Annotated in this window: 13 protein-coding genes and 1 pseudogene; 9 read left to right on the forward strand and 5 right to left on the reverse strand. The window is 67.9% G+C overall.

Annotated elements, in window-relative coordinates:
* Positions 1 to 2 precede the first annotated feature (2 nt).
* Positions 3 to 959 carry an asparaginase gene (locus HWV07_RS19080; protein WP_178335853.1) on the reverse strand — a complete coding sequence of 319 codons (957 nt, stop codon included), beginning with the start codon at positions 957 to 959 and terminating at the stop codon, positions 3 to 5.
* A gap of 87 nt (positions 960 to 1046) precedes the next feature.
* Here HWV07_RS19080 and HWV07_RS19085 point away from each other — a divergent pair, with 87 nt between their 5' ends.
* The 6 genes and pseudogenes from HWV07_RS19085 to HWV07_RS19110 all read left to right on the forward strand — a co-directional run bounded on the left by HWV07_RS19085 (position 1047) and on the right by HWV07_RS19110 (position 5611).
* Positions 1047 to 1193, forward strand: a complete 147-nt coding sequence (locus HWV07_RS19085; RefSeq protein ID WP_011323214.1) for a hypothetical protein — start codon at positions 1047 to 1049, stop codon at positions 1191 to 1193.
* Positions 1194 to 1693: 500 nt separating this feature from the next.
* Positions 1694 to 1972, forward strand: a complete 279-nt coding sequence (locus HWV07_RS19090; protein WP_178335854.1) for a PadR family transcriptional regulator — start codon at positions 1694 to 1696, stop codon at positions 1970 to 1972.
* A 169-nt stretch (positions 1973 to 2141) separates the two neighbouring features.
* Positions 2142 to 3299: an acyl-CoA dehydrogenase family protein gene (locus HWV07_RS19095; protein WP_178335855.1), complete on the forward strand. Its 1158-nt coding sequence runs from the start codon at positions 2142 to 2144 to the stop codon at positions 3297 to 3299.
* A gap of 75 nt (positions 3300 to 3374) precedes the next feature.
* Positions 3375 to 3617, forward strand: a complete 243-nt coding sequence (locus HWV07_RS19100) for a hypothetical protein (RefSeq protein WP_178335856.1) — start codon at positions 3375 to 3377, stop codon at positions 3615 to 3617.
* A gap of 39 nt (positions 3618 to 3656) precedes the next feature.
* Positions 3657 to 4193: a cob(I)yrinic acid a,c-diamide adenosyltransferase gene (locus HWV07_RS19105; protein WP_178335857.1), complete on the forward strand. Its 537-nt coding sequence runs from the start codon at positions 3657 to 3659 to the stop codon at positions 4191 to 4193.
* A gap of 60 nt (positions 4194 to 4253) precedes the next feature.
* A pseudogene (locus tag HWV07_RS19110) lies at positions 4254 to 5611 on the forward strand (NAD(P)/FAD-dependent oxidoreductase).
* Between the two features lie 297 nt (positions 5612 to 5908).
* Here HWV07_RS19110 and HWV07_RS19115 read toward each other — a convergent pair.
* Complete coding sequence (locus HWV07_RS19115) at positions 5909 to 6238, reverse strand: hypothetical protein (protein WP_178335858.1); 330 nt, start codon at positions 6236 to 6238, stop codon at positions 5909 to 5911.
* Between the two features lie 257 nt (positions 6239 to 6495).
* Between HWV07_RS19115 and HWV07_RS19120 the strand changes: the two genes are divergently transcribed.
* The gene (locus HWV07_RS19120; protein ID WP_178335859.1) at positions 6496 to 7233 is read left to right on the forward strand and encodes a type 1 glutamine amidotransferase; all 738 of its coding nucleotides are present in this window, start codon (positions 6496 to 6498) and stop codon (positions 7231 to 7233) included.
* Between the two features lie 213 nt (positions 7234 to 7446).
* Complete coding sequence (katG, locus tag HWV07_RS19125; protein WP_178335860.1) at positions 7447 to 9633, forward strand: catalase/peroxidase HPI; 2187 nt, start codon at positions 7447 to 7449, stop codon at positions 9631 to 9633.
* A gap of 167 nt (positions 9634 to 9800) precedes the next feature.
* Here the strand turns inward: katG and HWV07_RS19130 are convergent, their stop codons facing one another.
* From HWV07_RS19130 to HWV07_RS19140, 3 genes are all read right to left on the reverse strand, one after another.
* Entirely contained in the window at positions 9801 to 10721 is a 921-nt protein-coding gene (locus HWV07_RS19130; protein WP_178335861.1) for a TIGR03571 family LLM class oxidoreductase, read from the reverse strand.
* Positions 10722 to 10771: 50 nt separating this feature from the next.
* Positions 10772 to 11077, reverse strand: a complete 306-nt coding sequence (locus tag HWV07_RS19135) for a cupin domain-containing protein (RefSeq protein ID WP_246279799.1) — start codon at positions 11075 to 11077, stop codon at positions 10772 to 10774.
* 116 nt (positions 11078 to 11193) lie between these two features.
* Positions 11194 to 11706: a halocyanin domain-containing protein gene (locus HWV07_RS19140; RefSeq protein WP_178335863.1), complete on the reverse strand. Its 513-nt coding sequence runs from the start codon at positions 11704 to 11706 to the stop codon at positions 11194 to 11196.
* 231 nt (positions 11707 to 11937) lie between these two features.
* On the opposite strand from HWV07_RS19140, the gene HWV07_RS19145 reads away from it, so the two are divergent.
* Positions 11938 to 12255 (forward strand): DUF7521 family protein, encoded by a 318-nt coding sequence (locus HWV07_RS19145; RefSeq protein WP_246279800.1) that lies wholly within the window; start codon positions 11938 to 11940, stop codon positions 12253 to 12255.
* Position 12256 lies beyond the last annotated feature (1 nt).

The raw sequence follows: 12256 nt of genomic DNA on the forward strand, positions 1-12256 counted from the left end.
GGCTACGCGCCGAAGTCGTCGAACCGCGAGTCGACCTCGCCGGCCGCGACGGCGAGGAGGAGTTCTATCCGGGCCGCCCAGGGCGTCCCGTGGGCGAACCGGACGTGGTCGTAGCCGGCCAGGGTCGCCGCGCCGCCGGGCGTCCCGTAGACCGGCTCGGTCGGCCCCGCGTGACAGCGGGAGGCGAGGACGACCGGGCAATCGGCGTCGGCGATGGCCCCGCCGAGTTCGGCGGTGGTGTTCCCGAGCCCGGTCCCGGCCACGACGACGGCGTCCGCCCGGGCCTCGGCGTCGTCGAACGCCGCGCGACCGACCCCCGAGGCGGAGACGACGAGCGGGACCGTCGGCTGTTCGTCGTGGTCTGGAACCGGAAGCGGATGGTCATCGGCCGTCGCTGCGGGGTCCCGATACCAGTGAACGTTCCGCCGCGTGAATCGAGCGACTGGACCGGTCTCCGGCGACTGGAACGTGTCGAGCGCGCACGTGTGTGTCTTCTGTACCTCTCCAGCCGCGTGGAGCTCTTCGTCGAAGGCGACGAACGCGCCGGCGCTGACTCGCTCGTGAGCGGCCGCGCGGACCGCGGTCAGCAAGTTCGTCGGGCCGTCGCTGCCGCGCTCGTCGGGTCGTCGCTGGGCGCCGGTAACGACGACCGGCGGCTCTGTAGTGAGTCCCAGGTAGTGGGCCGTCTCGGCGAGCGTATCGGTACCGTGAGTGACGACGATGCCGTCGACCTCGTCGGTCAGTTCGTTCGCTCGCCCGGCGACGCGTGCGCAGACTGACGGTGCCATGTCGAATCCGGGGCGGCTCGCGACGCTCTCGACGGTGACGTCGGCGTACTCGGCCAGCTCGGGGACGGACTCGACGAGGTCGTCGCCGGACAGTTCGGGCGCGGCGCCGGAGTCGTCGCCGTCGGCGGTCGAGGCGATCGTCCCTCCGGTCGCGATGACGTGGACGCGCATGCCCGGTGTGTGGTCGGCCGCGGGTTGGGCGTTCCGGTCGTCCCCGGTAGCGAACGTTCTTTTACGCCGCCGGGCCGACTAGCCGGTATGCGAGACGAAGAGGAGATCCGCGAGCAGTACGAATTCCTGAAAGAGGAGCTCGACGATGAGGACATGAACCACGAGGGCGTCCGGCAGATGTTCACCTACTACAAGCGTGCGCTCGGGTGGGTCCTCGAGGAGGAGTACATCTGAAACACCGGCCCGGGTCGGTACATTTATAGGGTGGTAGCTACTTGTTTCAGGTGACGCTTCGCTTGGAGGGCCGAAGCGTCAGCGGGGACCAATTCAGGGCGGCAAGCGTCCGACCGGCACTTTTCAACCGGTCGGCCGCTTTCCACTCGCTGAATCTAACTGCGTAGTACCGACCCCGGTTAGTTACGAGATCGTCCTGCCATCCTCGAGTTACGACTTCTACGGCGCTCTGGTCACGAACTCCCGTTCTTCGCGGTATCTACGTCGGTGAGAGGGGGGTCTGTCTCGGTCTCAGGAGCCGTTCGGCCGGTCCGTCAGACAGGTATACCGAAACTTCAATCTTCTAACAAAGGTTAGTATTCTATCACGTTCTCAGCGTCTGGAGTCAGGCCGGAAACTCGGCAGAGGAGTGGTCTGGTGTGGGTTCGTTGGTGTGAAACCGGCGTTGCGTGCGATATATTTAACCTAATTCGACAGTAACACCGAGATAGAACTTACCGATGCACGACCTGACAGGATTCCAGCGCGATCTGCTCTACGTCATCACGGGGCGGGAGGACCCACACGGGCTCGCGATCAAGGAGGAACTCGAGGACTACTACGAGAAGGAGATCCACCACGGTCGCCTCTACCCGAACCTGGACACCCTCGTCGACAAGGGACTCGTCGAGAAGGGACAGCGCGACCGGCGGACGAACTTCTACACGTTGACCCGTCGCGGCCGTCGGGAGATCGAGGCCCGTCGGGAGTGGGAAGACCAGTACGTCGAAACCGAGTGATCCGTCGGCAGGAAGGCGGCGATCCCGCCGGGCGCCGGGGAAACAGGTCGGAACTGTACGACCGTGTAAACGCTCGAGAACCCTTCTACCATTGTTCGAGTAGTTCCTCCGGCCGGCAAACGTCGTTAGGAAAAGTTGGTGTTTTATACCTCCGGCTGGACGTGCCGGTATGGACTTCGAGCTCAGCGACGAGCAGAAACAGCTGAAGAAGACGGTCCAGGATTTCGCCGAGAACGAGATCCTGCCGGTCGCCAAGGAGTACGACCGGAAGGAGAAGTACCCCCACGACATCGTCGAGAAGGCCGCCGAGAACGGGATGCTCGGTGCGCAGATCCCCATCGAGTACGGCGGCGCCGGCTACGACGTCCTCGATACGGCCATCATCGTCGAGGAACTGTTCGCCGCCGACCCTGGCATCGGGTTCTGTCTGACTGCCAGCGGCTTCGGGACCGAGGCCATCATCGAGTTCGGCACCGAGGATCAGAAGGAGGAGTACCTCGAGCCGATCGCGACTGGCGACGCCATCTCGGGTGCTGCTATCTCCGAGCCGGACACGGGCTCGGACGTCTCCAGCGTCTCGACGCGCGCGGAGAAGGACGGCGACGAGTACGTCATCAACGGCAACAAGATGTGGATCTCGAACGGGACCGTCGGCGATTACTTCGTCGTCCTCTGTAAGACGGACCCCGACGCCGAGGGCCGCTACAACGGCTTCAGCCAGATAATCGTCGAGGCCGACCGGGACGGCTTCGAGGCCGACAAGATCACCGGCAAGCTCGGCATCCGCGCGTCCGACACGGCCGAGCTCATCCTCGACGACGTCCGCGTCCCCGAGGAGAACCTCATCGGCACGGAGGGCATGGGCTTCCTCCAGCAGATGCAGTTCTTCGACGCGACCCGGACGGGCGTCGCGGCGCAGGCCGTCGGCATCGCGAAGGGTGCGGCGGAGCGCGCCCTGGAGTACGCCCAGGAACGCGAGCAGTTCGGCCGACCGATCGGCGACTTCCAGGCCATCCAGCACAAGCTCGCCGACATGCACACCGAGACCGAAGCCGCCCGCAACCTCACGTACAAGTCCGCCTGGTCCGTCGACAACTCCGACGGCCAGCTGACGAAGCTCGCCTCGATGGCCAAGGAGTTCGCCTCCCGCGTCGCCGTCGACACGGCCAACGAGGCCGTCCAGATCCACGGCGGCTCCGGCTACGTCGACGACTTCGACGTCGAGCGATTCTACCGCGACGCGAAGATCACCCAGATCTACGAGGGGACCACCGAGATCCAGAAGATGATCATCGCCCGCGAACTGCAGGGCAAGGGCATGACCTGATCGGTCGGGGTAACCCACGCAGCCCGCTTTTCTCGAAACGCACGCTTTACCCGACAGCGCCGCGTAGTGCCGTCGATGAGTAGCCTCGTCCAGGACGACCTAGCCCGCGCGACCACGTTCTTCGCGCTCGCCTTCGGCCTCACGGCGCTCGGCGGACTGGCGATCGGCGACCTCCGGCTCGGCGTCGAGTACGGACTTGGGCTCGGCGTCGCCTTCGCCGTGTTCGCGTACTTCTTCGTCGCGCCGACCGCGCTGGACGGGGCGACCGAACCGGACGACGAGACGGATTCGACCGACGACCCGGACGCCGCGGAGTAGCCATCGACCTATAAGCCCCCGGGAGCCGAATCCGGAGCCATGAAGATCTACACGGGTCGCGGCGACGAGGGGATGACCGACCTCCGGGACATGTCGCGGGTCTCGAAGACCAGCCCGCGGATCGAGGCCTACGGGACGGTCGACGAGGTCAACAGCCTCGTCGGGCGGATCCGCCCCTCGGGCTACGACGACGTCGACGAGAAGCTCGCGGCGGTCCAGAACCACCTCCACATCATCCAGGCGGAGTTCGCCAACCCCGACGCCGAGGACGCCGACACCCCCCACGTCGAGGAACATCACGTCCAGAAGCTCGAGGACTGGATGGACGTCTTCGACGACGAACTGGACCCCCTCCAGAGCTTCATCCTCCCGGGCGGCAGCGACGTCGGCTCGAAGCTCCACCACGCCCGCGCCGTCTGCCGGCGCGCGGAGCGACGCGCCGTCGACCTGGCGGACGACGAACCGGTCAACGGCGCGGCCGTGGCGTACCTCAACCGGCTCTCCGACGCCCTGTTCGTGTGGGCGCGCGTGGTCAACAAGCGAGAGGGCGTCCGCGAGGAATCGCCCGAGTACTGACCGCGGCGGCGGCGCGCGGCCATCAAGCGTTTTATGCTCCTTCCATCCGCGGAGGTCCGTATGCAACACGTAGACGTCGCGGTCGTCGGTGGCGGTCCGGCCGGCTCTGCGGCCGGCTACGCGGCCGCCAGCGAGGGCGCCGACACCGTCGTCGTCGAGAAGGGCGTCCCCCGGGCCGACCGGGAGGGTCTCGGCCCGGACTCGACGGACGCCGCCGGCATCCTCGACTACTGGGTCGACCTGATGGACCTCGACGAGCCCATCCCGGAGCGCGTCAAGCACCGGGAGCTCGACGCGGCGGAGTTCATCGGGCCCCGCGAGACCCTGGAGGTCTCGAAGACCGGTATCGGCTCGACGTACCCGAACTTCGGGTTCACGGTCCATCGAGCCCGGTTCGACGACTGGCTCCGGGAGCGCGCCGAGGGCGCCGGCGCGGAGTACCGCGTCGGCACCGCCGTCGGCGAGGTGGAGACGGAGCTGACCGGCCGGCCGGAGCACGTGCTCATCCTCCGGGACGGCACCGAGATCAGCGCGGACTACCTCGTCCTCGCCGACGGCCCCCAGCGGACGATCACCGGGACGGTCCTGCAGGAGTGGCTCGACGACGGCGAGATGGAGGGACTCGAGTCACGGCGCGCCAACCACATCGCCTACCAGGAGTACCGGGAGTTCCCGGAGGAAATCTTCGAGGCCGACCGGATCAAGTTCTGGTGGGGGTACATGCCGGGCCACACCGCCTACCCGTGGGTGTTCCCGAACGACGGGACCGTCGCCCGCGTGGGGCTGACGATGCCCATCGGGATGGACCTCGCGGACGTCGAGAACCGCGAGGACTACAGTCTGCTCCGCCCGGAGGACGAGCGCGTCCCCCAGGGCGGCACCTACATCGAACGATTGCTCTCACAGGTCTACCCCGAGTACGACCTCGCGGACTTCCCGCTGCTGGAGGACCGCGGGAAATCCGGCGGCACGGAGACGTACCCCATCTCCTCGACGCGACCCATCGAGTCACCAACCGCAAAGCGAACGTCGCCGTGGTCGGCGGCGCGATGGGCGCCACCTCGGCGTTCCACGAGGGCGGCGACCACGTCGCCATTCGGACGGGCCACATCGCCGGGCGGATGGCCGCCCGCGACACGATGGACGCCTACAACCGGGAGTGGCACCGCGCAATCGGCGACGAGGTCCGCCGGAACTGCGTGTTCGCGGACATGGTCCGGGGGTACGAACCCGACGACTGGGACACCGTCTTCGGGCTCATCAACTCCGTCGGCGGCGGCGAGGAGGGCTTCTCGCCGTGGCGGGCGCTGCTGGCCGGCCCGACCGGCGGTCGGCTGTTCGCCGAGTACGCCTGGAAGAAGCTCGGCTACCGGAACGGCGGCTACGCCCAGATCCGCGAGGACGACTACGCGCTCTGACCGGCAGCCGAAAGACGATTAGGTGGCGGGCGCCTACCCCGCGTGCGCACCATTAGTCCCCGCCCGAGTCGCCCGTCAGGGCAGCGATGACCGCGCGGAGAACCCAGGTGCGCGACACGCGTGACCGGAGGGTAACAGCCCTGCGGTCTCGGTGGCCACACGGCCACAGAACCGCCCGGCACGAGGGTTAGCCGACCGACCGAGGCACGCTGCCTGGGGTGACGTCGGACGTTAGTGTTCCGGGCGATATTGTTACTCGGTAGCCGTGCTTACAGCTAGAGGACGAGACGAAGCAAATCAGAACAGCGAGCGGAGCCTCCGCAGCAGCGCCACGAGACCAAGGTTCCCGACCGCAGAATCGAACCTCCGACCCGCTGACGGGTCCGAATCGGACGGGTCGCGAGTATCGGCCCCGCCGGTCGTCTCGTGGACGTTGAGCCAGTGGCCGCAGGTGTAACAGGCGAGGTCGCTCTCCTCGAACTCCCGGGAGTAGGTGACGGTCTCCGTCCCGCAGTTCGGGCACGGACCGTACTGGCCGAACAGGTCGCTGGCCCACGCCGAGGGTTCGCCGACGGCTCCGGGTCCGGCCGCGGCGTCCGATTCCCCTCGGGACAGGCTCTCCGACATTACTGCTGTATCAGTTACGGAGGTATAATGGGTTTTCTAGCGACTCAGGAATCGAGCCGTTCGATTCGGGACGGTCCGGCGACGGGGTTCGAGGGGAAGGACACCGCGGCAGATTCGAAGATGTTTCAGGAATAATTCGATAAGAGTCCCGATTCGGCAAGTAGGCGGGGAAAAGAGCGAAGATGGGTAACGTCTTCTGGACAGAATTGTACCTATGTACTGGCTTTATACGATAGGCAGTTCATCCGTGACACAACGTGGGACTCCGTATCGCACTCCTGAACGCAGCGCACGACGCGACCGAGACGCGGCGGAACTTCGACCGGGAGATCGCCGCCGACCTCGACGAGTACGACGTCGTCGCGGGCGAGTATCCCGACTGTCAGCGGTACGACGCCTGCATCGTCACCGGGTCGCGCGCGTCGGTCTACTGGGACGAGCCCTGGATCGCCGAACTGAGGGAGTGGACCGCGTCGGCCGTCGAGCGCGGGCTCCCGTTCCTCGGCGTCTGCTTCGGCCACCAGCTGCTCGCCGACGCCCTCGGCGGGTCGGTCGAACCGATGGACGAGTACGAGATCGGCTACCGGACGGTCGAACACGACGGCGACGCGCCGCTCTTCGACGGCGTGGCGGAGACGTTCACCGTCTTCACGAGCCACTCGGATACGGTCGCGGCCCTCCCGGCGGGGGCGCGCCGGATCGCCGAGAACGACTACGGGGTCCACGGCTTCCGGAAGGGCGACGTCTTCGGCGTCCAGTTCCATCCCGAGTACGACCGGGCGATGGCCGAACGGGTGGCGTCCTCGAAGGACGAACTGCCCGCGGCGCGCCGCGAGCGGGTCCTCGAGGGCATCGACCGCGAGAACTACCTCGCCGCCCGCGAGGCGACGACCGTCTTCGACAACTTCCTCTCGTACGTCCGCGCGAGGCCGTCGACCGAGGACGCGACGGCTTCGAACGCGGACGCGGCGGCCCACGGCGCAGCCGACGACTGACGCGGGCTGGTTCTCCGGGCCGATTCCGGCGTCAGATAGAAATGTCGACGCGACGAATCTAGCTGATACGCAGGATATCGACGGCGCCGAGCCGAATACCGCGTCTCGTCCATCGCTGCGGGTCTTCCTTGTTTCGATAGATGCCTTTGGGTGAGTGAAGAATTCCTTCCCGATTCCGACAATATTAACACGCTAAACCACAACCTCACAACCATGAGTGGTTCCAATGAGGAATGGTGGCCGAATCGGCTGGACCTGGAGATCCTCGACCAGAACGGGCACACGAGCGACCCGATGGGCGAGGACTTCGACTACGCGGAGGAGTTCCAGAAAATCGACCTCGATGAGGTAAAGTCCGACATCGAGGACGTGATGACCACGTCCCAGGAGTGGTGGCCGGCCGACTACGGCCACTACGGGCCGCTCTTCATCCGGATGGCGTGGCACAGCGCCGGCACCTACCGCACCAGCGACGGGCGGGGCGGCGCCTCGGGTGGGACCCAGCGGTTCGCGCCGCTGAACAGCTGGCCGGACAACGCGAACCTCGACAAGGCCCGGCGGGTGCTGTGGCCGGTCAAGCAGAAGTACGGCCGGAAGCTTTCGTGGGCCGACCTCATCGTCCTGGCCGGCAACGTCGCCCTGGAGTCGATGGGCTTCGAGACGTTCGGCTTCGCCGGCGGCCGCGAGGACGAGTGGGAGCCCGACAAAGCTGTCGACTGGGGCCCCGAGACCGAGTGGGAGGCCTCCGAGCGCTTCGACGACGAGGACGCACTCGAGGAGCCCCTCGCCGCGACCGTGATGGGGCTCATCTACGTGAACCCGGAGGGACCGAACGGCGAACCGGACCCCGAGTGGTCGGCCGAGCGCATCCGGACGTCGTTCAGCCGGATGGCGATGAACGACGAGGAGACGGCCGCGCTCATCGCCGGCGGCCACACGTTCGGGAAGGTCCACGGCGCCGAGGACCCCGACGAGCACATGGGGCCCGAGCCCGAGGCCGCCCCCATCGAATCGCAGGGCCTCGGCTGGGAGAGCAGCCACGGCTCCGGGAAGGGGTCCGACGCCATCACCAGCGGCATCGAGGGGCCGTGGAACGCCACGCCGACCCAGTGGGACATGGGCTACCTGAACAACCTGCTCGACAACGAGTGGGAGCCCGAGCGAGGTCCGGGTGGCGCCTGGCAGTGGACCACGACGGACGGCTCGCTCGAAGGCGTCGCCCCGGGCACCGAGGACCCCGACGAGAAGGAGGACGTCATGATGCTGACGACGGACGTCGCCCTGAAGCGCGACCCCGAGTACCGGGAGATCATCGAGCGCTTCCGGGAGGACCCCAACGAGTTCCGCGAGACCTTCGCGAAGGCGTGGTACAAGCTCATCCACCGCGACATGGGTCCGCCGGAGCGGTTCCTGGGCCCGGAGGTTCCCGACGAGGAGATGCTCTGGCAGGACCCCATCCCGGACGCGGACTACGAGCTGATCGAGGACGCGGAGATCGACGAGCTCAAGGAGACGATCCTCGATTCGGACCTCTCGGTCTCTGAGCTGGTCAAGACCGCCTGGGCGTCGGCGTCGACGTACCGCGACAGCGACAAGCGCGGCGGGGCGAACGGCGCCCGCATCCGCCTCGAACCCCAGCGGAGCTGGGAGGTCAACGACCCCGAGCAGCTGGAGGCGGTCCTCGAGACCTACGAGGGGATCCAGGAGGAGTTCAACAGCTCGCGGACCGACGACAAGCGCGTCTCGCTGGCCGACCTCATCGTCCTCGGCGGCAACGCGGCCGTCGAGAAGGCCGCGGCTGACGCCGGCTACGACGTCGAGGTCCCCTTCGAACCGGGGCGGACCGACGCCTCCCAGGAGCAGACCGACGTCGAGTCCTTCGAGGCGCTGGAGCCCCAGGCCGACGGCTTCCGCAACTACCTCGGCAGCGGCCACGAGCAGTCGGCCGAGGAGCTGCTGGTCGACCGGGCCGACCTGCTGGACCTGAAGCCCAACGAGATGACGGCCCTGGTCGGCGGCATGCGCGCGCTGAAGGCGAACTACAAGGACTCCGAGCTCGGCGTCTTCACCGACGAGCCGGAGACGCTGAACAACGACTTCTTCGTGAACCTCCTCGACATGGACTACGAGTGGGAGCCCGCGGAGGACCCCTCCGAGCACCAGGACATCATGGGCTGGGAGGCGCCGTCGGACGACCACGACATCTACGAGGTGATCGACCGCGAGACGGGCGAACTCGAGTGGACCGCGACCCGCGTGGACCTCGTGTTCGGTTCGAACGCCCGGCTCCGCGCCATCGCGGAGGTCTACGCCTCCGAGGACGGCGAGGAGGAGCTCGTCGACGACTTCGTCGAGGCGTGGAGCAAGGTGATGAAGCTCGACCGCTTCGACCTCGAGTGAAGTCGACTGCGGCCCTCTCGAATGAGGGCCGCATTCGCCGTCTCAGTGGCGGCTAGCTGCGGTCCCGATTCCGATTCCATTCCCGATACGTTCTCGTTTCCGGCTCCGGACTCGCTGCCGCAACTGTGACGTGAAGTCGTGTCGATCTGTTCTTCGCTCGCCCGCCGCTACACCTGCTCGACTACCTCCTCGGCGAAGCGGGTGAGTTCGCGTTCGGGGTCATCTCCCCCCGTCGAGACGAGCACGTGGTCGACGCCCAGCGCCTGGAGCTCCCGGAAGTAGTCGACGAACCAGTCGCTGCCGGCGCGGAAGCCGAGGTGGACGTGCTCGGGGTCGGCCGCCGGGTCGTCGGCGAGTTCCGTCCGGACCGCCATGGCGTAGGGCTTCCCGCCGGCCGCCGCCCGCCAGTCCTCGAGGTACGACTCGAGGGTGTCCTTCGGGAGGTGGTAGAACAGCCAGCCGTCGCCGTTCGCCCCGATCCAGTCGACGGTCTGCCGGGCGTGGCCGGTCGGCAGCAGCGGGACGGTCTCGGCGGTCGGCTTCGGCACCAGGTCAAGGTCGCCGTCCAGCCGGCCCCACGAGCCCTTGACCTCGGGGAAGTCCTCGCGCCAGAGCGTCCGGAGCAGGTCGACGTGCTCGCGGAACAGCTCGCCGCGGGCCTCGCGGTCGACGTCGAAGGCGTCGAACTCGGGGTCGCGGTCCCCCGTCGCGACGCCGAGGACGAGCCGCCCCTCGGAGAGCCGGTCGAGGCCGGCGGCCGCCTTCGCGACGTGGACGGGGTGGCGGACCGGGAGGACGACGCTCGCGGTGCCGAGCGCGACCCCGTCGGTGTGGGCCGCGACGTGGCCCAGCCAGGTCCAGGGATCGAACGTCTGGCCCGCGTCGCCGAACCGGGGCCAGTACAGCGGTACGTCGCGGGCCCACAGCGCGTCGAAGCCGACGGACTCGGCGTGGGCCGCCAGCGCCATCTCGCGGTCGACGTCTGGCCGGGACTCCCGGACGCCCGTCAACGGGAACCCGGTCCCGAAGGTGAGGCCGTCGCCGCCGAACAGCCGCTCGTAGCCAGCGTTCTCGTGGTCCGGGGTCACGACTGTCCGTCGGGACCCACGGGATATGGCACCTGCGGTCGGTCGACTGCTCAGTCGTCGACCCTGGGCGCGAGGACGAGCAGCGCCGTCGCGTCGGTGACGGCGGTCGGCGATATCTCCTGGTCGCCGTCGAAGCGGATCACCTCGCCCGCCTCGAGTTCGTGGACGTCGTCGCCGAGCGCCAGTTCGACGGTCCCCTCGAGGAGGTGCAGCACGATCTGCCGATCCGGGTGGCGGTGCGGGGGGACGGCCTCGCCCGCACCGAGGGAGAGCCTGATCGTCTTCGGCTCGTCGCCGGGGAAGAGGTTCGCGTGCGGGGTCGATTCGAGGTCCGACAGCGATGTTACGTTCGGCACGGGCGACGGTAGGCGACCGACGGCCATCGCTTCGGCCCCGAAGATGTTCGGGGCGGACGGGGCTGGCCCTCTCGGACCGGGCTGCGGAGAAAGGAGTGGGATAACGGTGGTCCGGGTTACTCGACGACGATGCCGCCGCGCATGCCGGAGCTCTTGTGCGGGTTGCAGTAGTAGCGGACGTTCCCCGCCTCGTCGAAGGTCTGTTCGAACGATTCGCCCTCGTCGCTGTAGAGGTCGCTCTCGAAGCCGCCGTCCTCGTCGACGACGTTGTGGGCCCCGCCCGCGCCGCTCCACTCCCAGACGACGGTGGTGCCGCTGTCGATCCGGATCGCCGCCGGGGCGAAGGCCAGCCCGTTGGGGCCGCCGCCGACCTCGACGGTCACCTCGCTCTCGCCGGTGTGGTCGGCGAGGGAGCCGTCGTACTCGTTGGCGCCGGAGAGGTAGTCGTCGATCTCGCCGGGGACGTCGCCACCGCCGCCGCCGTTCCCGCCGTCGGTGCCGTCGTCGCCGTCGGTGCCGTCGTCGCCGTTCCCGTTGCCGCCGCTGCCGCCGGTACAGCCGGCGACGGCCGGTGCCACGGCAGACGCTGCGGCGAGCTTGACGAAGGTTCGTCGATTGGTGCCGTTCATGGTACACTTCAGCGTAACCGGCGAACGTGGATAAACAGGGGACGCTGGTCCCACGCGCTGGGACACCCCCCGCTGCTTATCCCGTGGACCCGGCGAGGCGAACGTGTTCGCCACGCGACCGTGTTCGGGGGCCTCCCACCGAGTGAGACACCGGTGTACCGTTGAAGGCTCCGTCCGGGCAAGTTGCGGTATGCACACGACTCAGCCCGCGGACGCTACGGAGGGTGGACCGTGACCCCGGAACAGCTCCAGCTGGCCATCGTCGCGGCCAACACGGCGACGCTGGTCGCCGGCGGCTTCGTCACGCTGCTGGCGTTCCGCGCCCACCGACGGACGGGCTCGCGGTCGCTCCGGGCGCTCACCGTCGGCCTCGGCTGCATCACCGCGGGCACGCTGCTCGGCGGCCTGCTCCACCAGTCCGGCGTCGCGCCGCTCCTCGTGGGCGTCACCGTCCAGAGCGTCTGCATCGCCCTCGGGTTCCTGCTGCTCGGCTGGTCGCTCGTCCGCAACCGGGAGGCCGACGTCGAACCCAGGCTCCCGGCGCCCTGAT

The organism is Natronomonas salina (assembly GCF_013391105.1).
Lineage (GTDB): Archaea > Halobacteriota > Halobacteria > Halobacteriales > Haloarculaceae > Natronomonas > Natronomonas salina.

Coding starts and splice junctions, on each gene's coding strand:
- HWV07_RS19080 (WP_178335853.1), bottom strand. CDS start 959: ATGCGCGTCCACGTCATCGCGACCGGAGGGACGATCGCCTCGACCGCC.
- HWV07_RS19085 (WP_011323214.1), top strand. CDS start 1,047: ATGCGAGACGAAGAGGAGATCCGCGAGCAGTACGAATTCCTGAAAGAG.
- HWV07_RS19090 (WP_178335854.1), top strand. CDS start 1,694: ATGCACGACCTGACAGGATTCCAGCGCGATCTGCTCTACGTCATCACG.
- HWV07_RS19095 (WP_178335855.1), top strand. CDS start 2,142: ATGGACTTCGAGCTCAGCGACGAGCAGAAACAGCTGAAGAAGACGGTC.
- HWV07_RS19100 (WP_178335856.1), top strand. CDS start 3,375: ATGAGTAGCCTCGTCCAGGACGACCTAGCCCGCGCGACCACGTTCTTC.
- HWV07_RS19105 (WP_178335857.1), top strand. CDS start 3,657: ATGAAGATCTACACGGGTCGCGGCGACGAGGGGATGACCGACCTCCGG.
- HWV07_RS19115 (WP_178335858.1), bottom strand. CDS start 6,238: ATGTCGGAGAGCCTGTCCCGAGGGGAATCGGACGCCGCGGCCGGACCC.
- katG (WP_178335860.1), top strand. CDS start 7,447: ATGAGTGGTTCCAATGAGGAATGGTGGCCGAATCGGCTGGACCTGGAG.
- HWV07_RS19140 (WP_178335863.1), bottom strand. CDS start 11,706: ATGAACGGCACCAATCGACGAACCTTCGTCAAGCTCGCCGCAGCGTCT.